The following is a 22,493-nucleotide window of genomic DNA, read 5'->3' as shown; positions in this document are numbered from 1 at the left end:
CGGAACGCATCCGAAAAGTGTCGTACAAATGACTTTGTGCACTCTTCTATGCGGGCCCCATAATTTGGAGGCTTGAAAATTCGTTTTCGAGCCTCATTTCTGTTGTTCGGAAGTCGCGCAATGCGGCGCTAACATAAGATAGGCGTTTTGACGGTGAAGAAACCAGAGACCAAGACAAAGACCGTTGAGCCGGGCCGCAAGGTCGCGATCGGCAAGATTGCACCGGCGGCTGCCAGTGGTAATGCCGCGACGGCGGATGCGGTCAAGACGCCGAAAAAGCCTTTCAATCCGGCGAAGTTCTTCAAGGAAGTTCAGAACGAGGCCAAGCGCATCACCTGGACGTCGCGCAAGGAAGTCTGGATCACCACCGTCATGGTGCTGATCATGGTCGTGCTGGCCGGTGTTTTCTTCTTTGTTATTGACGGCGCTCTCGGCTTCCTGACAAACTATGTCACCAAAATCGGCCAATAAGGACTAACTTACATGGCAAATCCTGCTCCCGCCGAAACGGCTGTCACGTCCAACCCGAACCACAAGTGGTACATCGTCCACGCCTATTCCAACTTCGAGAAGAAGGTGGCCGAGGCTCTGCGCGATCAGGCCAAGAGCCAGGGTCTGGAAGACAAGTTCTCGGAAATCCTCGTACCGACCGAAGAGGTCGTCGAGATCCGCCGCGGCCGCAAATTCAATTCTGAGCGCAAGTTCTTCCCCGGCTACGTGCTGGTGAAGATGCAGCTTTCCGACGAAGCCTATCACCTCGTCAAGAACACGCCGAAGGTCACCGGCTTCCTCGGTTCGGGCGCGAAGCCCATGCCGGTATCGCAAAAGGAAGTCGATCGCATCCTTGGTAACTCGGCCGCCGCCGTTGAGCGTCCGAAGCCCGTCCTGTCGTTCGACATCGGCGAAAAGGTCAAGATCACGTCCGGCCACTTTGCCTCGTTCGATGGCGTTGTTGAGTCGGTCGATCAGGAACACGCCCGTCTGCGCGTTTCGGTGTCGATCTTCGGTCGCGCCACGCCGGTCGAACTGGAATACGCTCAGGTCGAGAAGACCGGCGTTTAATCCAGTCTGGATAATCTTTCAAAAAAAGCGCTCCGGTTTTCCGGAGCGCTTTTTTTATCATTTTGACGTCAGGTCAGGTCGGTCCAGATCCAGTTCGCTTTGCGGAATATGCTCCGCATTTGGCAGGGCCGTACCGATGGCGTCTCCCATCTTCTTGCGATCCCCGACGATGATAACGCTGGCGGCGGCCGGGTCGAGGTGGGTCTTGGCAAAGGCGCTGACCTGTGCCGGCGTGACAGCCGTAACCTTGGCCGTATAGCGCTGGATTTCGGTCAGATCGATACCGTAGAAGGCCAGGTCGCCCAGCACATTGGCCAGTCCGTCAGCGCTGCTTAAGGCGCGGCCATAACCACCCACCAGCACCGATTTGCGCGCCGTCATCTCGTCCGCCCCGACAGGCTCGCTCCCCAGACGCGTCATCTCGGTCTTGATCAGGCCCACCACCTCGGCTGCCGATTCGTTCTTGGTCTGAGTGGCCGCCGTGAAACCACCTGTGGTTTGGCGTGGCGACAGGCCCGAACTTGCGCCATAGGAAAGGCCCCGTTTGATACGGATTTCCTGATTGAGGCGCGCCGAGTAACCGCCGCCGAGCACCGTATTGGTCACTAGTCCGGGATAGTAGTCGACGGCCTTGCGTGAAATGGCCGTTTTGGCGACGAAAACCGCCGCCTGGCCGGTGCCTGGCAGATCGATGATGAGATCGCGCGGTGCGGCGGTCGGGGTGACGGTCGGCGCGGTCAGTGCGGCGCCGGCGGGTGCTTTCCAGTCACCAAAGGTCTTGCGGGCAAGCGCGAACCCTTCCTCCGGTGTGATATCGCCGGTCAGCACAAGCACGGCATTATCCGGGCGCCAGGCCGAGTCATGGAAGCGCACGAGGTCGTCACGCCCGATCTTCGGCAGGGAATTCGGTGTGCCGCCGATAACGTGTCCCATCGGCGTGCCGGCGTAGAGCACCGGGGCGGAAATATAGCCCGCCAGGGTACTGGGGCGTTGATAATTGACTTTCAGGTCATCGAGCGTTTGCGTGCGTACCCGCTCGATCTCCTCGGCGCTGAAGGCCGGGTGTTGGGCGACATCGGCCATGATATCGAGGGCCGGCACCAGGTTCGTCTTCACGACATTGAGGCGCAGCGATGATAACTCCCAGTCTGAACCGGCCGAAAGCTCGGTGCCGAGCGCCTCGCTTTGCACCGCGATGTCCTGCGACGAACGGGTGGTGGTGCCTTCGGTTATGACATTGGCCATCAGGCTGGCGGTTCCGGCCTTGCCGGCCGGATCGGACGAAGCGCCCGCCTTGGCCAGCAGTCGTACCGCGACCAGCGGCAGATCGGAACTATGGGCGACAATGACCTTGAGGCCATTGGGCAAAATCTGTTCGCTCGGCACCGGCAGTACCGGGTCGACGGCCTTGCCAAGTGGCGGCATCGCCTCACGCAGATCGGCGGGGCGCAGGGCATAGACCTCGCCGGTAAACTTGACGCTGGCGACCGTCGGAGCGATCGGCGTTGCTTCTGTTTCTCCCTTCGGGCGTTCGGACTCCGAAAGATAACGGATGGTGGTCGAACGGTTGGCCGCCAGATATTTGCGCGCGGCCGCCTGAACATCGGCGGCGGTCACCGCCGACAGTTCGGCGACGGCGCTGTTGGCGCGGGCGGCGTCCCCCTCAATCAGCATGGCGGCGCCAAGGGCAAACGCGCGATCATCGATGCTTTCACGATTGCGCACGGTGGCGGCGATGAGTTCCGTCTTGGCCTCTTCGAGCTCGCTGGCGGATACCGGCTTATCACGCAGGTCAGCGATCTGGGCGGCCAGCAAGGCTTCACCTTCGGCGGGTGTCTTGCCATCCGACATGATAGCGCCGAAATAGATCAGACCGCCCTGCGCCGACATGTCGCCGTTTGACAGCACTTCAGTGGCCACCTGCTTGTCATAGACGAGGCTGTTATAGAGCCGCGAAGACTTGCCGCTGGACATGATGGCATTGAGCACCTTCACGGCGGCAGCATCCTTGTCGGAAGCCTTGGGTCCAAGCCAGGTCATAACCACGGCGGGGAGGGGGACGTTGGGGCCATAGGTGGTGACGGCTTTGGCGGCTGTACGTTCCGGTTCCACCGCCGTGACGCGGGGTAGGGGCGTCGACGGGTTTTTCAACTTGCCGAGATACTGATCGATCCAGCCATTGAGCTGGCTTTCGTCGAAATTGCCAACCACGATCAGGGCGGCGTTATCCGGGCGATAATAGGTGGCGTGGAAAGCGCGCACATCATCTATCGTCGCCGCGTCCAGTTCTTCGATCGAGCCGATGCCAGGGCGCTTGTAAGGATGCACGGCGTAAGAATATTGCGGAATATACAAGGAGAACAGGCGGCCATAGGGCTGGGCCAGCACCCCCTGGCGCAGTTCTTCCTTCACCACATCGCGCTCGGAGACGAAATTGGCCTGATCAACCACCAGGGCACCAAGGCGTTGCGATTCCGCCCACAGAAGGCGCTCCAGATGCTGGGCGGGCACCGTTTCAAAATAGTTGGTGAGATCATCCCAGGTCGAGGCATTGTTGTTACCGCCGACGTCCTCGGTCAGGCGGTCCAGACTTTCGGGAGGCATGTCGCGGGTCGCCTTGAACATCAGGTGTTCGAACAGGTGGGCGAAACCGGAGCGACCGTTGGGATCGTCCTTGGAGCCGACGCCATACCACATCTGAATGGTGACGTTGGGCGTCGTGGTGTCGCGCGAATAGAAGACCTTCAAGCCGTTCGGCAGCGTGCGCGTCGTGTAGGGGATGGCCGGCACGTTTATTGGCGCTGTGGCGGGCGCCGTTTGCGCCGTGACCGTGGCCGGTATAGCCGCCATCAGCAGGGCGGCTAGAGGCCAGGCAAGGGGCGAGCGGGAGAGGTTGGTCATAAGCCTGGATTTCGTCATGTCTTGCCTGCTGCTGAAAGTTGAGAGTGGAACTATTCTCATGCCCGCGATATATGTAAAGACCCAAGTGCGGATAAGATTTGGCCTTATCTTGCAAGGGGATGGCTTGCCAAGCGGTATCAAACCCGCTATAGCGCCCGCTCTTCGTATCACAACGAGGATAAAACCGTGGGAGGAGAGATCCACACCACGGCTCACAATGTGCCTTTTCTTGGCACTCTAGGAGATATCTAATGGCTAAAAAAATCCTGGGCTATATCAAGCTCCAGGTGAAGGCCGGCTCTGCCACGCCTTCGCCCCCCATCGGTCCTGCACTGGGCCAACGCGGCGTTAACATCATGGGTTTCTGTAAGGAATTCAACGCCCGTACCGAAAACGTGGAAAAGGGTACGCCCCTGCCGACCATCATCACGGTCTATCAGGACAAGTCCTTTACCTTCGTCACGAAGACGCCGCCGGCGACCTTCTTCATCAAGCAAGCCCTGAACCTGAAGTCCGGTTCGAAGCTTCCCGGCCGCGAAGTCGCCGGTTCGATCACGCGCGGTCAACTGCGCGATATCGCCGAAAAGAAGATGAAGGATTTGAGCGCAATCGACCTGGACGCCGCCACCCTGATCATTGAGGGTTCGGCACGTTCCATGGGCCTGAAGGTGGTGGATTAATATGACCAAAACTGCAAAACGCATTCAAGCCTGGGATGTCGACGTCAACAAGTCCTACGGTCTGACCGAAGCCCTCGGCGTGGTTAAGGCCAACGCCAAGGCGAAGTTCGACGAAACCGTTGAAATCTCCATCAACCTGGGCGTTGACCCGCGTCACGCCGACCAGCAGGTCCGTGGCGTTGTCAACCTGCCGTCCGGCACCGGTAAGGACGTTCGCGTCGCCGTGTTCGCCAAGGACAAGAAGGCTGAAGAAGCTCTCGCTGCTGGCGCTGAAGTCGTTGGTGCCGAAGACCTGGTCGAAAAGATCATGGGCGGCTTCATGGATTTCGACCGCGTCATCGCGTCCCCGGACATGATGGCCCTGGTTGGTCGCCTCGGTAAGGTGCTTGGTCCCCGTGGCCTGATGCCGAACCCGAAGGTTGGCACCGTGACCCCGAACGTGGCTCAGGCCGTCAAGGACGCCAAGGGCGGCGCCGTTGAGTTCCGTGTCGAAAAAGCCGGTATCGTTCACGTCGGCGTCGGCAAGGTGAGCTTCACCACCGAAGCCCTCGAACTGAACGTCAAGGCTCTGGTCGATGCGCTGGTTCGCGCTCGTCCGTCCGGCGCCAAGGGTATGTACGTCAAGAAGATCGCTTTGTCTTCGACGATGGGCCCTGGCGTGAAGGTCGATACGGCCTCCGCTTCCTAAGCTGATCTTGCGGCAGGGTGACCTGTTGCAAACCGTTAAAAGCCGCTTCCGATCCGTCGGGGGCGGCTTTTTCTATGCTGCAGAGCTTTTTAAGTCAAAGCGGGCGGCTAAATTTGCAGGTCTTTGCAAAAAGACGGGTGCTATATTACTTTTAATTCACTCGACATATATAAGCGTTTGTAGCATTTTCGGCTCATGATATTTCGTCTTTGAATAACGCGGTTGCTTTTTATAGTTTTTGCGACATCTGTGATTTGGGCGATGCTACATAGTTTCAATTCTATATTTGAAACGCAGGTTTTATCTGAGTGAACTTCCTCTCCGGGTTGCCGCAGCTCAGGTAATGTGGGGGAGGGTGTAGGCGCACCTTCCCCTTTTTAATATCCGTCATCTCAAAAAGAGCAAAGTGATGGGTGCTTTATGTAAACTGCGCCACAACATGCCGGCTTTCACACCCATTCACTCTGAATTGCAAAGTTCAACGATAATCTTAAAGCCTGTATTCGCGCTCGAAATCTCGTCAGAATCGGCTCAAGTTCGCTTTTCTTATTTAAATAAGCGCGGAACAGGGGCTGACATGTCAGTTTATGAAGCCATCTACAAGGTGATGCTGTCCGTTCCGAGCGGCACGGGTGAAATGTTGGCGCATGTCAAGGACATCATCCGCACGACCGCCAGTCATAATCGCCAGGTCGTGTTGGCGTTTCCGCCAAAGGTTGGCGGCACCTTCATGCGCACCGCCTTGCTCCACCTGATGAGCAATAATTACCAGAGTTATCTGTCACGCGGCTCCTATGCCAATCTGGATCAGGCGCGCGACCTCTATTTTCCCACCGTTCTCAGCCAGCATATCATGCAAACGCCGCGACCATCCGCGGCGGTCATGCATCTACATGTCTATCCCGCCCGTCACGTCACCGACATGCTGGAGATCTTCGATATTCCCGTGGTTCTGTCGTCGCGCGATATCCTCGATACTTTGATCAGCGGCATCAATATGATCGAGGGTATGGAACAAGACCCGGATATTTTTATCGATGACTCGATCATCTCCAATGGCAAGCCCATACGAGAGATGTCGCCCGAGGAACGTCGCTACAGCGTGGTTCATTATGTGTCGCTATGGTACGCGCGCTTCTATGGCCAATGGCTGCGTTATGACCGCGAGTGTCGTGCTCAGGGCAAGCGCCCTCCGCTATGGTTGACCTATGAAGAGCTCAAGGATGAGCCACAGATGGTGCTGGCGCGGGTGGCACGCCACGTCGATCCGAAGAACCACTATTCGGAAGAGGGGGTTCGTAAGGCGCTTGCCCTGAGCCTGATGGATACGGAAGCCGTTCGCATCAACAAGGGCGTGTCAGGACGCGGCAGCACCTACTTTACCCCTGAAGAGCAAAAGACGATCTTCGATATCGTCGGCAAGGCCGGCAAGGCCGATCTTATCCGCATGGGCGTCCTCAATGAAGCGGCGCTGGCCAGAGCCGCTATGCTGGGAGACAATAAAGTGCAAGCTTAGGACGCGCGGCTGAAGGTCTGCCGGTAAGCCGTGGGCGTCGTGCCCATCTGTTCGCGGAAATGATGGCGCAGATTGGTCGGCGTGCCGAAGCCGGTATGCTCGGCGATGCGCTCGATGCTGACGTCGCTGGTTTCCAGATGATCGCGCGCCTCGCATAGCCGCACATGCAGCAGCCACTTGGCCGGCGTCATGCCGGTGGCTTCGCTGAAGCGGCGCAGGAAGGTGCGCTCGCTCATGCCGGCGCGCCGGGCGAGATCGGGGATGCGGTGTTCCTGATGCAGGTTTTCGCGCATATGATCGAGCAGGGGGCCTAACCGCCCACTTTCATAATCAGTCGGCACGCTGCGCTCGATGAACTGGGCCTGACCACCGTCGCGGTGCGGCGGCACGACCAGGCGACGCGCCACCTTATTGGCGGCCACCGGACCGAAATCGCGGCGGATCAGGTGCAGGCAGAGGTCAATACCAGCGGCGCTGCCGGCCGAGGTCAGGATCTGCCCCTCATCGACATAGAGCACATCGGGGATGACCTGGATGTCGGGATAGGCCGTCTTGACGTGATCGGTGTATTTCCAGTGCGTGGTGGCGCGTTTGCCGGTCAGCAGGCCACTGGCCGCCAGCACATAGACGCCCGAGCAGATGGTCAGGATGCGGGCGCCGCGCTTATGGGCTGCCAGCAGCATCTGAATCAGTTCGACGGGCACAGGTCGATCGACCGGCCAGCCCGGGATGATGACCGTGCCGGCGTCAGCGAAGGCTTCCAGTCCCGCATCCACCGCCACGCGAATACTGGCCGTGGTGCGTGCCGGCGCACCTTCAAGGCTTGCAACTTGAAAGCTATACCAGTCAGGGCCCATTTCAGGGCGGTCAAGCCCGAACAGTTCGACGGCAATGCTGAACTCGAACAGCGGCATGCCATCAAAGGCGAGGAGGGCGACTTTGCGATTGAGTGCGGGGGCTTTTGGCATGATCTATTCTATAGATGTCATTTACGCCATCTTCAAGCGGCAATCCACCGATGGCATGGTGAAGCGTCAACAGGAGACTTCACATGCCGACCACCTATCCCGCCGCCAAACCAGAAGATGTCATCACCGTCTACAGCGCCAGGCTGGCCATGGAGACCGATTGCGCCGACGTTCATGCCGCCCAGTCACAAGGCGCGAGCGATTTCGTTCTGCTTCATGCCGTGGGGACGGAGCAAGCCTTCAACCGCCGCCATATCCCCGGTGCGCATCATTTTCCGCATCGCCAGCTTTCGGAGGCAGCTCTGGCAAAATGGCCAGGCGATACACTGTTTGTCGTCTATTGCGCCGGACCGCATTGTAACGGCGCCGATCAGGCCATGCTGAAACTGGCCAAACTCGGGCGTCGCGCAAAGCTGATGATCGGCGGCCTGACCGGCTGGGCCGACGAGGGCTTTGCCTTTGTGGAGGGCGCGTGATGCTGGAGCTGCGTCCGAATTGCGAGAGCTGCGACAGGGATCTTCCGCCCGACGCACCCGACGCCATGATCTGCACGTTTGAATGCACCTTTTGCAGCGCCTGCGTGGAAGATGTATGGCGGGGCGTCTGTCCGAACTGTGGGGGCGGTTTCGAGCGCCGTCCTGTCCGGCCGGTGGAAAAGCTGGTGCGTTATCCGGCCTCGACGCAGCGCAGGGTCAACAAATCGCTCCTCGCCCCTTGATTTACGACAGCTTTCCTTGTAAAGGGCGCACCTCGGCTTGGAGAAGCGTACTCAGCTTCGAGGACCTGGACGCCTAACAGCGCTCAGGCAGCGAAGCGGTAGCGCAACTTTAATGTCGTTCTGTCCGAGACTTTCGACGATCAGGGGTCGCCTGGTCATAATATCTGAGAGCCCTCAGGTTTCGAAATTAGACGGGACGCGAAACGCCATCGAAGTTTACCTGTCTTTCCTTAAGTGTGGAAGTCTGGTGCCTTTGGGTGATCAGCATCTCATCTCGACAGCGACTATAGCGTTTGGGGATTTCCTCAGGCGCTTATGTCATTTGTTTTGTCTTTCGGGATTTCCCCGTGAGACGTCACCCCATGGAGGCCAGCAATGGACCGCGCAAAAAAGGCTGAATCGATCGAGGAGCTCAAGAGCGTCTTCGCCGATAACGCCACCGTGGTTGTTACCCAGTATACGGGTATGACCTTTGTGGAAATGTCTGATCTTCGTACCCGTCTTCGTAAAGAAGGCGCCGTGCTGAAGGTGTTTAAGAACCGTCTGGCTCAAAAGGCCCTGGCTGGCTCGGCTGGTGAAAAGGGCGATGCCCTCTTCAAAGGCCCTGTCGCTCTGGTCTATTCGGCTGATCCGGTTACCGCTGCGAAAATTTCGGCCCAATACGCCAAGGAAAATGACAAGCTCAAGATCATTGGCGGTCTGTTCGGTACGGAAGTTCTCACGGCTGACGGCGTCAAGGCTCTGGCCACGCTTCCGTCGCTCGACGAACTGCGCGGCAAGCTTGTCGGCCTGCTTCAGGCACCTGCGACCAAGATCGCCGGTATCCTGGTGGCGCCGGCTGGTCAATTGGCCCGCGTGGTCAAGGCCTACTCAGACAAAGCCGCTTAAACAAACTCATTCATTACACATATCCAACTCTAAACCTTTTAAGGAAATCACATGTCCAAGTTAGACCAATTGGTTGCCGACCTGTCGGCTCTGTCCGTTCTGGAAGCCGCTGAACTCTCCAAGATGCTCGAAGAAAAGTGGGGCGTTTCCGCCGCTGCTCCGGTTGCCGTTGCTGCCGCCGGTGGCGCTGCTGCTGCCCCTGCCGAAGCTGCTGAAGAGCAAACCGAATTCACCGTCACCATCGTTGATGGCGGCGACAAGAAGATCAACGTGATCAAGGAAATCCGTGGCATCCGTGCCGATCTGGGCCTGAAGGAAGCTAAGGACCTGGTCGAAGGCGCTCCTGCCGTCGTGAAGGAAAACATTTCGAAGCAAGAAGCTGCCGACATCAAGAAGAAGCTTGAAGACGCCGGCGCCAAGGTCGAAGTGAAGTAATTTTGGCTTTTGCCAGAATTTAAAAGAACAGGCCCGGAAGTTCGCTTCCGGGCCTGTTTTTATGTGTTTCGAGGCCCCTGAATATGCATCAAGCAATTTCTGCTTGACTCTTTCAAAATAATTCAGCCTTGCCCCTTTACAGATGGGGATAAACGGGGTACGGGACGCTCCCCCTTGAGGCGTATTGCGCTTTGAACCGGGGCCCGCATGCCGGCCTTATGCTCTTTCTGCCGGCGAAGGGACTGATCCGAACAGATGGATCACTTAACAGCGTCTTTGGTCTCACGACTAAAAAAGAGTAGGCGCAAGGCAAATTTTTCGTCCCCGGAAATGGGACAAAACCCAAACCTTGAAGCCCCCGCAGTCTAACTGCATATCGACCACATATTTTAGCGTTCATGACGCCAAGGAAAAACGATGGCCTTATCGTTCACCCAGAAAAAGCGGATCCGTAAGTCATTCGGCCGCATCCCCGAAGCTATCCAGATGCCGAACCTCATCGAGGTGCAGCGCTCATCGTATGAGCAGTTCCTGCAGCGCGATGTCCGTCCGGCCAACCGTATCGATGACGGTTTGGAAGCTGTGTTCAAATCGGTGTTCCCGGTGAAGGACTTCAACGAGCGCGCCACGCTGGAATACGTGTCGTATGAGTTCGAAGAGCCCAAGTACGATGTGGAAGAGTGCATTCAGCGCGACATCACCTATGCTGCGCCGCTGAAGGTCAAGCTTCGCCTGATCGTGTTTGAGTCCGATGAAGAAACCGGCGCCCGTTCGGTGAAGGACATCAAGGAACAAGACGTCTATATGGGCGATATCCCGCTCATGACCGACAAGGGTACCTTCGTCGTCAACGGCACCGAGCGCGTCATCGTTTCGCAGATGCACCGTTCGCCGGGCGTCTTCTTCGATCACGACAAGGGCAAGACCCACTCCTCGGGCAAGCTCCTGTTCGGCGCCCGCGTCATTCCTTACCGTGGTTCGTGGCTCGACTTCGAGTTCGATGCCAAGGACGTCGTCTACGTCCGTATCGACCGTCGCCGCAAGCTGCCGGCCTCGTCCTTCCTCTATGCCCTGGGCATGGACGGCGAAGAAATCCTCACGACCTTCTATGATGTTGTGCCTTACGAAAAGCGTGAAGGTGGCTGGGTCACGCCTTACAAGCCTGAGCGCTGGCGCGGTGTGAAGCCGGAATTCGACCTGATCGACGCCGATACCGGCGAAGTGATCGCGGTCGCTGGCACCAAGATCTCCGCCCGTACCGCCAAGAAGCTGGGCGACACCGTCAAGTCGCTGCTGCTGGCCGCCGATGCGCTGGTCGGCCGTTACCTGGCTCGCGACGCTGTCAACTTCACGACCGGCGAAATCTACGCCGAAGCCGGTGACGAACTCGACGCCGCCTCGATCAACGTTCTGGCTGAGCAGGGCTTCACGACCGTCGACGTGCTCGATATCGACCACGTCACCGTCGGGCCTTACATGCGCTCCACACTGCGCGTCGACAAGAACAGCAGCCGTGAAGATGCTCTGTTCGACATCTACCGCGTCATGCGTCCGGGCGAGCCGCCCACGATCGAAGCCGCTGAAGCGATGTTCAACTCGCTGTTCTTCGACATGGAGCGCTACGACCTGTCGGCCGTTGGTCGCGTCAAGATGAACATGCGTCTTGAAGAGAACGTGGCGGATGACGTGCGCGTGCTGCGCAAGGACGACATCCTCCAGATCCTCAAGATCCTGGTCGGCCTTCGTGATGGCCGTGGCGAAATCGACGATATCGACAACCTCGGTAACCGTCGCGTCCGCTCTGTCGGCGAACTGCTGGAAAACCAGTACCGCGTCGGCCTGCTGCGTATGGAGCGCGCCATCAAGGAGCGCATGTCGTCGGTCGATATCGACACCGTCATGCCGCACGACCTGATCAACGCTAAGCCGGCTGCCGCCGCGGTGCGTGAATTCTTCGGTTCGTCGCAACTCTCGCAGTTCATGGACCAGACCAACCCGCTGTCGGAAATCACCCACAAGCGCCGCCTGTCGGCCTTGGGACCTGGTGGTCTGACCCGTGAGCGCGCCGGCTTTGAAGTCCGCGACGTTCACCCGACGCACTACGGCCGTATCTGCCCGATTGAAACGCCGGAAGGCCCGAACATCGGCCTGATCAACTCCCTGGCCACCCACGCCCGCGTCAATAAGTATGGCTTCATTGAATCGCCTTACCGCAAGGTGATCGACGGCCAGACGCAGGAAGAGGTCGTCTATATGTCGGCCATGGAAGAGTCGAAGCACGTCATCGCTCAGGCCAACATCACCCTGAAGGATGGCCACATCGTCGACGATCTGGTTCAGGGCCGCGTCAACGGCGAACCCGGTCTGCAAATGGCCGCCACCGTCGACTATATGGACGTGTCGCCGAAGCAGGTTGTGTCGGTCGCCGCCGCGCTGATCCCGTTCCTTGAAAACGACGACGCCAACCGCGCCCTCATGGGCTCGAACATGCAGCGTCAGGCCGTGCCGCTGGTGAAGGCCGATGCGCCTTTCGTCGGTACAGGCATGGAAGAAGTCGTGGCCCGCGATTCCGGCGCCACCGTTGCGGCCCGCCGCACCGGTGTGGTCGAGCAGATCGACGGTACACGTATCGTTGTCCGCGCCACCGAAGAAGCCGATGCGAACAAGCCGGGCGTCGATATCTATCGCCTGTCAAAGTTCCAGCGTTCCAACCAGAACACCTGTATCAATCAGCGCCCGATCGTCCGCGTCGGCGACAAGGTGCAGGCCGGCGATATTATCGCTGACGGTCCCTCGACCGACCTCGGTGATCTGGCGCTTGGCCGCAACGTCCGCGTCGCGTTCATGCCGTGGAACGGTTACAACTTCGAAGATTCGATCCTGATCTCCGAGCGCATTGTGCGTGATGACATCTTCACCTCTATCCACCTGGAAGAGTTTGAAGTCATGGCCCGCGACACCAAGCTTGGGCCGGAAGAAATCACCCGCGACATCCCGAACGTCGGCGAAGAAGCCCTGCGCAACCTCGACGAAGCCGGCATTGTGGCCATCGGCGCCGAAGTCCAGCCGGGCGATATCCTGGTCGGCAAGGTGACCCCGAAGGGGGAGTCGCCCATGACGCCGGAAGAAAAGCTCCTGCGCGCCATCTTCGGTGAAAAGGCTTCCGACGTCCGTGACACCTCGCTTCGCCTGCCACCCGGCGTTGCCGGTACGATCGTCGAAGTGCGTGTGTTCAACCGTCACGGCGTTGAAAAGGATGAACGCGCTCAAGCGATTGAGCGCGCCGAAATCGAACGCCTCGGCAAGGACCGCGACGACGAACTGTCGATCCTGGAACGCAACATCTATGGCCGCCTGAAGGAAATCCTGCTGGGCAAGGTCGCCATCTCCGGACCTAAGGGTATGGGCCGCGGTGAAGTGACCGAGGAAAAGCTGGGCGAAGTGTCCAAGGGCCTGTGGTGGCAGATCGCTCTCGAAGACGAGAAGATCATGTCTGAACAGGAAGCCATGAAGCGCCAGTTCGAAGACGCCCGCAAGCGTCTCGACCGCCGCTTCGAGGACAAGGTCGAGAAGCTGCAACGCGGCGACGAATTGCCCCCAGGCGTCATGAAGATGGTCAAGGTGTTCGTGGCGGTGAAGCGCAAGCTGCAACCGGGCGACAAGATGGCCGGCCGTCACGGCAACAAGGGGGTTATCTCAAAGATTCTCCCGGTTGAAGACATGCCGTTCCTCGCCGATGGTGAGCACGTCGATATCGTTCTGAATCCGCTGGGCGTGCCTTCGCGCATGAACGTCGGTCAGATCTTCGAAACCCACCTTGGCTGGGCCTGTCACAATATCGGTCTGCAAATTGCGGCTCTGCTCGAAGACTGGCAGAACGGCGGCCAGAAGCAGGCCTTGATCGATCACCTGCGCGGCGTTTACGGTCCCGATCAGGAGCTTCCGGAAGAGGAAGAAGACCTGATCGACCTGGCGAAGAACCTGTCGCGCGGCGTGCCGATTGCGACGCCGGTCTTTGACGGTGCCCACATCAGCGATATCGAAGACATGCTTGAGTTTGCCGGTCTCGATCGTTCCGGCCAGTCGATCCTGTACGATGGTCTGACGGGTGAGCAGTTCAAGCGTCCGGTCACCGTGGGCATCATCTATATGCTCAAGCTCCACCACCTGGTCGATGACAAGATCCACGCCCGCTCCATCGGGCCATACTCGCTCGTTACCCAACAGCCGCTGGGTGGTAAGGCGCAGTTCGGTGGTCAGCGCTTCGGGGAAATGGAAGTCTGGGCTCTGGAAGCTTACGGCGCCGCCTACACCCTGCAGGAAATGCTCACCGTCAAGTCCGACGACGTGGCGGGCCGCACCAAGGTTTACGAAGCGATTGTCCGCGGCGACGACAGCTTCGAGGCCGGTATCCCGGAAAGCTTCAACGTACTGATCAAGGAAATGCGTTCCTTGGGTCTGAACGTCGAGCTGGAAAACGGGACGACATAAGGACGGCGAGGGGGCAAGGCCCCCTCGCGCTCCCGGCCTAAAACCGGGGGGCGTTCCCTTCGCGTCTTTTGAATTTTTTCGGGCCAAGCGCCCACTTTGGAGTCACTGGAAATCATGAACCAGGAAGTCCTGAATATTTTTAATCCGGTCCAGGTCGCCCCGACCTTCGACCAGATCCGCATCACCTTGGCCTCGCCGGAAAAGATTCTGTCGTGGTCCTTCGGCGAGATCAAGAAGCCGGAAACGATCAACTATCGTACGTTCAAGCCTGAGCGCGATGGCCTGTTCTGCGCCCGTATCTTTGGTCCAACCAAGGATTACGAATGCCTGTGCGGCAAGTACAAGCGTATGAAGTACAAGGGCATTATCTGCGAAAAGTGCGGCGTCGAAGTCACCCTGAGCCGCGTTCGCCGCGAGCGCATGGGTCACATCGAACTCGCGTCTCCGGTCGCCCACATCTGGTTCCTGAAGTCGCTGCCGTCGCGTATCTCGATGATCCTCGACATGGCGCTGAAGGACGTGGAACGCGTTCTGTACTTTGAAAACTACATCGTCACCGAGCCCGGCCTGACGTCTCTGAAGCTGCACCAGCTTCTGAACGAAGACGAGTATTACCGTTGCCAGGAAGAATTCGGCGATGACAGTTTCACCGCTGAAATCGGCGCCGAAGCCGTGCGCAACATGCTCATGGCCATGGATCTCGCCGCGATCGCTGACAAGCTGCGCGCCGATCTGATCGATAACACCTCGGAAATGAAAGCCAAGAAGTATACGAAGCGCCTCAAGCTCATCGAATCCTTCATGGAATCGGGCAATCGCCCCGAGTGGATGATCCTGACGGTCGTTCCAGTCATCCCGCCCGAACTGCGCCCGCTGGTGCCGCTCGATGGTGGCCGTTTCGCCACGTCCGACCTCAACGACCTCTATCGCCGCGTCATCAACCGGAACAACCGTTTGAAGCGCCTCATGGAACTGCGCGCACCGGACATCATCATCCGCAACGAAAAGCGTATGTTGCAGGAATCGGTCGACGCCCTGTTCGACAACGGCCGCCGTGGCCGTGTCATCACCGGCGCCAACAAGCGTCCGCTGAAGTCGCTCGCCGACATGCTGAAGGGTAAGCAAGGCCGCTTCCGTCAGAACCTTCTCGGCAAGCGCGTCGATTATTCGGGTCGTTCGGTTATCACCGTCGGTCCGGAACTGAAGCTGCACGAGTGCGGTATCCCGAAGAAGATGGCGCTCGAACTCTTCAAGCCCTTCATCTACGCCCGCCTCGACGCCAAGGGCCTCTCCGGCACCGTCAAGCAATCGAAGCGCATGGTCGAGCGCGAGCAGCCGCAAGTGTGGGATATCCTGGAAGAGGTCATCCGCGAACACCCGGTCATGCTCAACCGCGCGCCTACGCTCCACCGTCTCGGCATCCAGGCCTTCGAGCCCAAGCTGATCGAAGGTAAGGCCATCCAGCTTCACCCGCTCGTCTGTTCGGCCTTCAACGCCGACTTCGACGGCGACCAGATGGCTGTCCACGTCCCGCTCTCGCTGGAAGCCCAGCTTGAAGCCCGCGTGCTGATGATGTCGACCAACAACATCCTGTCGCCCGCCAACGGTCGCCCGATCATCGTGCCGTCGCAGGATATCGTGCTCGGTCTCTACTACCTGTCCCTCGTGAAGGACGGCGAACAGGGCGAAGGCATGGTGTTTGTTGACCTGAACGAAATCCAGCAGGCGCTGGATAACGGTTCGGTGTCGATGCATGCCAAGATCAAGTGCCGCTTCACCCAGATGGACGCTGACGGCGTCGTGCGTACCAAGGTGGTCGATACCACTGCCGGCCGCATGAAGATCGCCGCGCTTCTGCCGCGTAACGAAAACATCGGCCTCAAGGTCCTGGAAAAGACCCTGACCAAGAAGGAAATCGGCAATCTGATCGACGTGGTTTATCGCCACTGCGGCCAGAAGGCGACGGTGATCTTCGCCGACCAGATGATGGCTCTGGGCTTCAAGGAAGCTGCCCGCGCCGGTATCTCCTTCGGTAAGGACGATATCGTTATTCCGGAAACCAAGGTCGGTATCATCACCGAAACCCGCACCCTGGTTGAAGAATACGAGCAGCAATATGCCGACGGTCTGATCACCAAGGGTGAGAAGTACAACAAGGTCATCGACGCCTGGTCGAAGGCTACCGACCGCGTGTCGGACGAGATGATGAAGGAAATCAGCCGCAAGCACATGACCGCTGACGGCCGTGAAGCTGAAATCAACTCGATCTACATGATGGCCAACTCCGGCGCCCGTGGTTCGCAGGCCCAGATGAAGCAACTCGGCGGTATGCGCGGCCTGATGGCCAAGCCGTCCGGCGAAATCATCGAAACGCCTATTATTTCGAACTTCAAAGAGGGCCTGTCGGTTCTGGAATACTTCAACTCGACCCACGGCGCCCGTAAGGGCCTCGCGGATACCGCGCTGAAGACCGCCAACTCCGGTTACCTGACCCGCCGTCTCGTCGACGTGGCGCAAGACTGTATCATCATGGAAACCGATTGCGGCACCACCCGTGGCATTACGCTGCGTGCGGTCGTCGAAGGCGGTGACGTTCTGGTCAGCCTCGGCCAGCGTGTCCTCGGCCGTACCACGGCGGAAGACATCCGCGACGTGGCGACCAAGGAGGTCGTCGTTGAAGCCGATACCTATATCGATGAAAACGTCGTCGATCTGATCGATAACTCCGGCGTCCAGTCGGTCAAGGTCCGCTCGGTCCTGACCTGTGAAGCCGAACAAGGCACCTGTGCCGCCTGTTACGGCCGCGATCTGGCCCGTGGCACCAAGGTGAACATGGGCGAAGCGGTCGGCGTTATCGCTGCCCAGTCGATCGGTGAACCCGGCACCCAGCTCACCATGCGTACCTTCCACATCGGCGGTACGGCTCAGGTGGCGGAAGCCTCGTTCTACGAAACCACCTCGGACGGCGTGGTCAAACTGTCGGCGGCGCCTACCGTTAAGGGCACGCACGGCGACCTGATCTCGATGTCGCGTAACCTGATCATCACCATCTTCCACGATGGCAAGGATCGTGAAACCTATAAGGTTCCTTATGGTTCGCGTCTGCGCGTTGTCGAAGGCACCACGGTGAAGAAGGGCCAGCGCCTGGTCGAGTGGGATCCGTACACCACCCCGATCATCACCGAAGTCGGCGGCAAGGTCCGCTTCGAGGATCTCACCGACGGCCAGACTGTCCGTGAGGAAACCGACGAAGCGACCGGCATCTCCAACCGCGTGGTTATCGACTTCCGCTCTACGAGCAAGGTCGAAATTCGCCCGGCCATGGGTATCACCGACGACGCGGGCGCCTACAAGAAGCAATCGAGCGGCAGCGATGCCCGCTACCAGCTTCCGGTCGGCGCTATTCTCTCCGTCGGTAACGGCGACGAGGTCAAGCCGGGCGATATTGTTGCCCGTATCCCGACCGAAGGCGCTAAGACCCGCGACATCACCGGTGGTCTGCCGCGCGTCGCCGAACTCTTTGAAGCCCGTCGTCCGAAGGATTGCGCCGTCATCGCCGAAATGGATGGCCGCGTCGAATTTGGCCGCGATTACAAGAACAAGCGCCGGATCAAGATCACCCCGGATGGTGATGGTGAAGCGGTCGAGTTCCTGATCCCGAAGGGCAAGCACATCTCGGTCCACGACGGTGATTACATCCAGAAGGGTGACTACATCATCGACGGCAACCCTGATCCGCACGATCTGCTGCGTATTCAGGGCGTTGAGGCTCTGGCCGAATACCTGGTCAACGAAGTGCAGGAAGTCTATCGTCTGCAAGGCGTGCCGATCAACGACAAGCACATCGAAGTCATCGTGCGTCAGATGCTGCAAAAGGTCGAAATCCTGGAAGCCGGCGATACCGGGCTGATCAAGGGCGACCATCTCGACAAGGCGGAAGTCGATATCGAGAACGCCAAGACTGAAAAGCGCGGCGGTCGTGCAGCCCTCACGCAGCCGATCCTGCTCGGTATCACGAAGGCAAGCTTGCAGACCAAGTCGTTCATCTCGGCGGCTTCGTTCCAGGAAACGACTCGCGTCCTTACCGAAGCTTCGGTTCAGGGCAAGATCGATACCCTGGACGGCCTGAAGGAAAACGTCATCGTCGGCCGCCTGATCCCCGCCGGTACCGGCGCCTACCTCCGTCAGCTCCAGCGCGTCGCCATGAAGCGCGACGAGCAGTTGTCGCATCAGCGCGAAGAGGCCATGGAGCCTCTGCCCGCCGAAGTGCTTCTGGAAGCGCCGGTTGCTTCCGAGTAAGATCGGCAGCCTGATAAAGATCAAAGCCCCTGAGCCTTACGGTTCAGGGGCTTTTTCTTTGTATCGATTTTTTACGCAGGTCCCGACACCCTGAGGCTGACGGAGCGGATTGGCTCTGAGTTCAAGGAGCGCACCATGTCCGAACCTATTATCTACACACCCGATCTCGAACATTCGATCGAGGATGAGGCCGAGATCGCTGAGGAACTGCGGGAAGCCCTGTTGAGCATCAGCAAGACAACCGAGGCCGATGGCTTCCACGGTCTGCGCAGCGTACACGCCAAGAGCCACGCCCTGCTGATCGGAGAACTGGAAGTCGCAGGCAATTTGCCGCCACATCTGGCGCAGGGACTTTTCGGTTACGCCAGCACCTACCCGGTCGTCATGCGCTTTTCCACCACACCGGGCGATATCCTGCCGGACAGCGTCTCCACGCCGCGCGGCCTGGCAATCAAGATTGTCGGCGTGCAGGGCGCGCGTCTGCCGGACAGTGAGAACGACGTGACGCAGGATTTTGTCATGGTCAACGGTCCGGCCTTCCAGACCTCAAACGCCAAGGCCTTCCTCAAAAGCCTGAAACTGCTGGCGGCGACCACCGACAAGGCCGAAGGCGCCAAGGTGGCCATGTCGGCCGTCATGCGCGGTACGGAAAAGGTGATCGAGGCCTTTGGCGGTAAGAGCGGCTTGATCCGTGGCATGGGGGGCGAGCCGGCCAGTCATCCCCTCGGCGAGACCTACTATACCGGCGTGCCGATCCTCTATGGTCGCTATATGGCCAAGCTGTCGGTTGTGCCGGTATCGGAAGACCTGACTATGCTGACGGATCAGCACATCGATGTCGGCCGCAGCAAGACGGCGATCCGTGACGCCATGATCGACCATTTCAACGTCTATGGCGGCGAATGGGACGTGCGTATCCAGCTTTGTAGCGATCTGGAGACCATGCCGATCGAGGACGCCGCCAAGGCCTGGCCCGAAGAGGAAAGCCCCTACGTCACCGTGGCGCGCCTGCGCGTGCAGCCTCAGACCGCATGGAGCGAGGCACGTTCTGAGGTCATCGATGCCATGTCGTTTTCACCGTGGCATGGTCTGGCCGCGCACCGGCCGTTGGGTTCGATCATGCGTCTGCGCAAATCCGCCTACGAGGCGTCGTCACGCTTCCGGGCCGGGCATACGGGCGTAGCCATCACTGAGCCCACAACGCTTGACGGTCTTTTCGCATCCGAAGATGCCGCCGAGGTCTTTTATCCCTGATCATGGCGTTTGACAACTTGTCACCTATGAGTTACATGTAACCCGTAGGTATCTTTTAACGCATGGGAGGCGACCAATGAGTGAGAATGAGAAATTGCTTAGGCAAGCAGAGGGATTAGCAGGTTTCAGGCGTATTATGCTTGTCGTGATCGCTTTATCATATGTTGGATGGATCGTTACTTTTTCACTGGGTGTGACAGGCATTGGCAATCTGCCGCACACCTTGTTGATTACGATCTCGTTAGCGATTTTGCCGGTCTGGGCTGTCAGTATGATTGCGTTTCTATGGGGTATGGTCCGCATGACGCGTGACAAAAAACTTGGGGCACTCATTGATGATGAACGGACACGCGGGATAAATCACCAAGCTATACAAGCGGGCTACTGGGGGATGATTGTCGCGGCAGGCATTTGCTTTTGGCTCAGCTTTTTCCTTGATATCGACATTAGACTGGTCCTGGCTGGTCTTGTGGGGATGGGTGTGGCCGTACCATCCTTAACCTATGCCTGCCTCTACCGCGGTTAAGATGAACGTTCTGAAAAACCGCCTGAAAGACTACCGTGCTGCACGTAGCCTGACCCAGGCCGATCTGGCCGTCATGGCGCAGGTGTCGCGCAAGACGATCAACACCATCGAGAATGAAGTCTTTGTCCCGTCCACGCTTCTGGCCCTGCGTCTGGCGCAGGTTCTGGAAGCAAAAGTCGAGGACCTGTTTTATCTGGAGGATGCATGAAACTGCGCACATGGGGCCGAAAGCCCGATCCCCGTAAACTGGCCGCCGATCAAAAGCGCCGGCAATGGATGATCTATACCGCCATCTACAGCGGCGCCATCGGTGCTATGGTCGTGACAGCCGCCGCCGCCTTCTCACACTAAACCGCCTGACCGGCGGCCCAGCCCGATGACCAGGCCCACTGGAAATTATACCCGCCCAGCCAGCCGGTGACGTCGACGCATTCACCGATGAAGTAAAGCCCCGGACATTTCAGACTTTCCAGGGTCTGCGATGACAGGCCTTCGGTATCGATACCGCCCAGCGTCACCTCGGCCGTGCGGTAGCCTTCGGTGCCATCGGGCATAAACGACCAGCGATTGACGGCATCGGCTAGGGTTTGCAACGTGGCGTTGGAAAGCTCAGCCATCCGGTTTTCGGGCTGTACCTTGTGCCATTCAAGCAGGCGTTCGGAGAGGCGGCGCGGCAGCACCTCGGCCATCACCGTGCCGATCGTCTGCTTCGAGCGATCCTTGCGCTTGGCCTGCAAGTGCGCCAGCATATCGATATCCGGCCGCAGATTGATCTCTAGGGTCTGGCCGGGTTTCCAATAGCTGGAAATTTGCAGGATCGAAGGCCCGGAAAGGCCTCGGTGGGTGAAGAGGAAACCATCGTCAAAGCTGGTCTTGCCGCAGGTCACCCGCGCATTGAGCGATACGCCCGAAAGCCCTTCAATGGCGGCCAGTTTGTCACCGCCCAGCGTGAAGGGCACCAGACCGGCGCGCGTCTCGGTGATGCTGTGGCCGAACTGGCGGGCAATATCGTAGGCCAGACCTGTGGCGCCCATCTTGGGGATGGACAATCCGCCCGTGGCCATCACCAGCTTATCCGCCAGCAACACACCGTTCGACGTGTCGATCTCGAAACCGTCAGGGGTCTTTGTCACGCCTTCGATGCTGACGCCGAGATAAAGCTCACCGCCGGCCTCTTCCAGATCATCGAGCAGCATGTCGATGATGTCGCCGGCCGAAGTTTCGCAGAAAAGCTGGCCTTCAGTCTTCTCGAAATAGGTGATGCCACGCGCCACTACGCGATCAAGGAAATCCCACGGCGTGAAGCGTTTGAGCGCCGAAATGCAGAAATGCTCATTGTGCGACAGGAAGTTCTTCGGCGTGGCTTTCAGATGGGTAAAATTGCATTTGCCGCCGCCGGAAATACGGATCTTTTCGGCCGGCTTTTTGGCATGATCGAGCAGGATGACGCTCTTGCCGCGCCGAGCCGCCTCGATGGCGCACATCAGCCCTGCGGCGCCGGCGCCTATTATCACCACATCGTGTGTCTGGCTGGTCATGGTTTTCCTGAATATTCTGCGATCTTGACGCAAGGTCTGGCTTGCCGGGATGGTAACTTAACCTTAAGGTCAGCCCACGCTGTACCACAAAACAGGAAGCAAACATGTCCGATCTTGAAACCATCACCCAAAAAATCATCGCCGCTGTGGGCGAAAACTCCGGCCTCGGCAAGATCGTGAAAATCGATTTCGGCGATCTTGGCAAGATCCTGATCAATGCGGCCCAGGTGCCGAACGTGGTCAGCAACGACGATGGCCCGGCCGATACCACGGTCGCCATTTCCATCGACGATCTGAAAGCCATGGCCGCCGGTGCGCTCGATCCGATGATGGCTTTCATGACCGGCAAGATCAAGATTCAGGGCGACATGGGCATTGCGCAAAAGCTGCTGCCCCTCATCAAAGGCTAGTGCAGGGTCGTAACGACCCTGCACCCGTTACGCGACGGTGTTAGATATGGGCTTGTCTGCCAAGGCGCAGACAAGCCCATTGTCGTTTCAGCATGCTCTGCCGCGTTATGGGTGCAGGG

The 22,493-nt window shown here is 58.7% G+C and carries 19 protein-coding genes; 16 read left to right on the top strand and 3 right to left on the bottom strand.

The window, feature by feature from the left end; translation table 11 throughout:
- The first annotated feature begins 153 nt into the window (after nt 1-153).
- Nucleotides 154-471 carry a preprotein translocase subunit SecE gene (secE, locus tag B060_RS0103325; RefSeq protein WP_162149114.1) on the top strand — a complete coding sequence of 106 codons (318 nt, stop codon included), beginning with the start codon at nt 154-156 and terminating at the stop codon, nt 469-471.
- A gap of 12 nt (nt 472-483) precedes the next feature.
- The gene (nusG, locus tag B060_RS0103320) at nt 484-1,062 is read left to right on the top strand and encodes a transcription termination/antitermination protein NusG (RefSeq protein WP_018080332.1); all 579 of its coding nucleotides are present in this window, start codon (nt 484-486) and stop codon (nt 1,060-1,062) included.
- A gap of 57 nt (nt 1,063-1,119) precedes the next feature.
- On the opposite strand, the gene B060_RS0103315 is transcribed toward nusG, so the two are convergent.
- Nucleotides 1,120-3,981, bottom strand: coding sequence for a M16 family metallopeptidase (locus B060_RS0103315; RefSeq protein ID WP_236621565.1), 2,862 nt, complete (start codon nt 3,979-3,981; stop codon nt 1,120-1,122).
- A gap of 233 nt (nt 3,982-4,214) precedes the next feature.
- On the opposite strand from B060_RS0103315, the gene rplK reads away from it, so the two are divergent.
- The 3 genes from rplK (at nt 4,215) to B060_RS0103300 (ending at nt 6,847) form a co-directional block, all read left to right on the top strand.
- Entirely contained in the window at nt 4,215-4,643 is a 429-nt protein-coding gene (rplK, locus tag B060_RS0103310; RefSeq protein ID WP_018080329.1) for a 50S ribosomal protein L11, read from the top strand.
- A 1-nt stretch (nt 4,644) separates the two neighbouring features.
- On the top strand, nt 4,645-5,331 hold the full coding sequence (gene rplA / locus B060_RS0103305; RefSeq protein WP_018080328.1) for a 50S ribosomal protein L1: 687 nt from the start codon (nt 4,645-4,647) through the stop codon (nt 5,329-5,331).
- A 577-nt stretch (nt 5,332-5,908) separates the two neighbouring features.
- On the top strand, nt 5,909-6,847 hold the full coding sequence (locus B060_RS0103300; RefSeq protein ID WP_018080327.1) for a hypothetical protein: 939 nt from the start codon (nt 5,909-5,911) through the stop codon (nt 6,845-6,847).
- On the opposite strand, the gene ftrA is transcribed toward B060_RS0103300, so the two are convergent.
- The gene (gene ftrA / locus B060_RS0103295) at nt 6,844-7,815 is read right to left on the bottom strand and encodes a transcriptional regulator FtrA (protein ID WP_018080326.1); all 972 of its coding nucleotides are present in this window, start codon (nt 7,813-7,815) and stop codon (nt 6,844-6,846) included. The two genes, B060_RS0103300 and ftrA, sit on opposite strands and share 4 nt — an antisense overlap.
- A gap of 83 nt (nt 7,816-7,898) precedes the next feature.
- Here ftrA and B060_RS0103290 point away from each other — a divergent pair, with 83 nt between their 5' ends.
- The 10 genes from B060_RS0103290 (at nt 7,899) to B060_RS27080 (ending at nt 20,777) form a co-directional block, all read left to right on the top strand.
- Nucleotides 7,899-8,291 (top strand): rhodanese-like domain-containing protein, encoded by a 393-nt coding sequence (locus B060_RS0103290; RefSeq protein WP_018080325.1) that lies wholly within the window; start codon nt 7,899-7,901, stop codon nt 8,289-8,291.
- Nucleotides 8,291-8,533, top strand: coding sequence for a DUF1272 domain-containing protein (locus B060_RS0103285; RefSeq protein ID WP_018080324.1), 243 nt, complete (start codon nt 8,291-8,293; stop codon nt 8,531-8,533). The genes B060_RS0103290 and B060_RS0103285 overlap by 1 nt, the downstream gene beginning before the upstream one ends.
- 375 nt (nt 8,534-8,908) lie before the next feature.
- The gene (gene rplJ, locus B060_RS0103280; protein ID WP_018080323.1) at nt 8,909-9,421 is read left to right on the top strand and encodes a 50S ribosomal protein L10; all 513 of its coding nucleotides are present in this window, start codon (nt 8,909-8,911) and stop codon (nt 9,419-9,421) included.
- Nucleotides 9,422-9,472: 51 nt separating this feature from the next.
- Entirely contained in the window at nt 9,473-9,856 is a 384-nt protein-coding gene (rplL, locus tag B060_RS0103275; RefSeq protein WP_018080322.1) for a 50S ribosomal protein L7/L12, read from the top strand.
- 417 nt (nt 9,857-10,273) lie between these two features.
- A complete protein-coding gene (gene rpoB, locus B060_RS0103270) occupies nt 10,274-14,347 on the top strand; it encodes a DNA-directed RNA polymerase subunit beta (RefSeq protein ID WP_018080321.1) in 4,074 nt (1,357 codons plus the stop codon).
- A 114-nt stretch (nt 14,348-14,461) separates the two neighbouring features.
- Nucleotides 14,462-18,646 (top strand): DNA-directed RNA polymerase subunit beta', encoded by a 4,185-nt coding sequence (rpoC, locus tag B060_RS0103265; RefSeq protein WP_018080320.1) that lies wholly within the window; start codon nt 14,462-14,464, stop codon nt 18,644-18,646.
- A 135-nt stretch (nt 18,647-18,781) separates the two neighbouring features.
- A complete protein-coding gene (locus tag B060_RS0103260; RefSeq protein WP_018080319.1) occupies nt 18,782-19,900 on the top strand; it encodes a catalase family protein in 1,119 nt (372 codons plus the stop codon).
- A gap of 76 nt (nt 19,901-19,976) precedes the next feature.
- The gene (locus B060_RS0103255; RefSeq protein WP_018080318.1) at nt 19,977-20,426 is read left to right on the top strand and encodes a hypothetical protein; all 450 of its coding nucleotides are present in this window, start codon (nt 19,977-19,979) and stop codon (nt 20,424-20,426) included.
- Between the two features lies 1 nt (nt 20,427).
- Entirely contained in the window at nt 20,428-20,634 is a 207-nt protein-coding gene (locus B060_RS0103250) for a helix-turn-helix transcriptional regulator (protein WP_018080317.1), read from the top strand.
- Nucleotides 20,631-20,777, top strand: coding sequence for a hypothetical protein (locus tag B060_RS27080; RefSeq protein ID WP_018080316.1), 147 nt, complete (start codon nt 20,631-20,633; stop codon nt 20,775-20,777). Before B060_RS0103250 ends, B060_RS27080 begins: the two co-directional genes overlap by 4 nt.
- Here the strand turns inward: B060_RS27080 and B060_RS0103240 are convergent.
- The gene (locus B060_RS0103240) at nt 20,774-21,964 is read right to left on the bottom strand and encodes a BaiN/RdsA family NAD(P)/FAD-dependent oxidoreductase (RefSeq protein ID WP_018080315.1); all 1,191 of its coding nucleotides are present in this window, start codon (nt 21,962-21,964) and stop codon (nt 20,774-20,776) included. The genes B060_RS27080 and B060_RS0103240 overlap by 4 nt on opposite strands.
- A 104-nt stretch (nt 21,965-22,068) precedes the next feature.
- On the opposite strand from B060_RS0103240, the gene B060_RS0103235 reads away from it, so the two are divergent.
- Nucleotides 22,069-22,374 (top strand): SCP2 sterol-binding domain-containing protein, encoded by a 306-nt coding sequence (locus B060_RS0103235; protein WP_018080314.1) that lies wholly within the window; start codon nt 22,069-22,071, stop codon nt 22,372-22,374.
- The last annotated feature ends 119 nt before the right edge of the window (nt 22,375-22,493 follow it).

Source organism: Asticcacaulis benevestitus DSM 16100 = ATCC BAA-896, from assembly GCF_000376105.1.
Lineage (GTDB): Bacteria > Pseudomonadota > Alphaproteobacteria > Caulobacterales > Caulobacteraceae > Asticcacaulis > Asticcacaulis benevestitus.
The sequence above is the reverse complement of the archived record's forward strand: the minus strand, read 5'-3'. Positions and strand labels throughout refer to the sequence as shown.

Excerpts from the sequence above, each read along its gene's own strand:
- nusG (WP_018080332.1), top strand. The coding sequence starts at position 484 with ATGGCAAATCCTGCTCCCGCCGAAACGGCTGTCACGTCCAACCCGAAC.
- B060_RS0103315 (WP_236621565.1), bottom strand. The coding sequence starts at position 3,981 with ATGACGAAATCCAGGCTTATGACCAACCTCTCCCGCTCGCCCCTTGCC.
- rplK (WP_018080329.1), top strand. The coding sequence starts at position 4,215 with ATGGCTAAAAAAATCCTGGGCTATATCAAGCTCCAGGTGAAGGCCGGC.
- rplA (WP_018080328.1), top strand. The coding sequence starts at position 4,645 with ATGACCAAAACTGCAAAACGCATTCAAGCCTGGGATGTCGACGTCAAC.
- B060_RS0103300 (WP_018080327.1), top strand. The coding sequence starts at position 5,909 with ATGTCAGTTTATGAAGCCATCTACAAGGTGATGCTGTCCGTTCCGAGC.
- ftrA (WP_018080326.1), bottom strand. The coding sequence starts at position 7,815 with ATGCCAAAAGCCCCCGCACTCAATCGCAAAGTCGCCCTCCTCGCCTTT.
- B060_RS0103290 (WP_018080325.1), top strand. The coding sequence starts at position 7,899 with ATGCCGACCACCTATCCCGCCGCCAAACCAGAAGATGTCATCACCGTC.
- B060_RS0103285 (WP_018080324.1), top strand. The coding sequence starts at position 8,291 with ATGCTGGAGCTGCGTCCGAATTGCGAGAGCTGCGACAGGGATCTTCCG.
- rplJ (WP_018080323.1), top strand. The coding sequence starts at position 8,909 with ATGGACCGCGCAAAAAAGGCTGAATCGATCGAGGAGCTCAAGAGCGTC.
- rplL (WP_018080322.1), top strand. The coding sequence starts at position 9,473 with ATGTCCAAGTTAGACCAATTGGTTGCCGACCTGTCGGCTCTGTCCGTT.
- rpoB (WP_018080321.1), top strand. The coding sequence starts at position 10,274 with ATGGCCTTATCGTTCACCCAGAAAAAGCGGATCCGTAAGTCATTCGGC.
- rpoC (WP_018080320.1), top strand. The coding sequence starts at position 14,462 with ATGAACCAGGAAGTCCTGAATATTTTTAATCCGGTCCAGGTCGCCCCG.
- B060_RS0103260 (WP_018080319.1), top strand. The coding sequence starts at position 18,782 with ATGTCCGAACCTATTATCTACACACCCGATCTCGAACATTCGATCGAG.
- B060_RS0103255 (WP_018080318.1), top strand. The coding sequence starts at position 19,977 with ATGAGTGAGAATGAGAAATTGCTTAGGCAAGCAGAGGGATTAGCAGGT.
- B060_RS0103250 (WP_018080317.1), top strand. The coding sequence starts at position 20,428 with ATGAACGTTCTGAAAAACCGCCTGAAAGACTACCGTGCTGCACGTAGC.
- B060_RS27080 (WP_018080316.1), top strand. The coding sequence starts at position 20,631 with ATGAAACTGCGCACATGGGGCCGAAAGCCCGATCCCCGTAAACTGGCC.
- B060_RS0103240 (WP_018080315.1), bottom strand. The coding sequence starts at position 21,964 with ATGACCAGCCAGACACACGATGTGGTGATAATAGGCGCCGGCGCCGCA.
- B060_RS0103235 (WP_018080314.1), top strand. The coding sequence starts at position 22,069 with ATGTCCGATCTTGAAACCATCACCCAAAAAATCATCGCCGCTGTGGGC.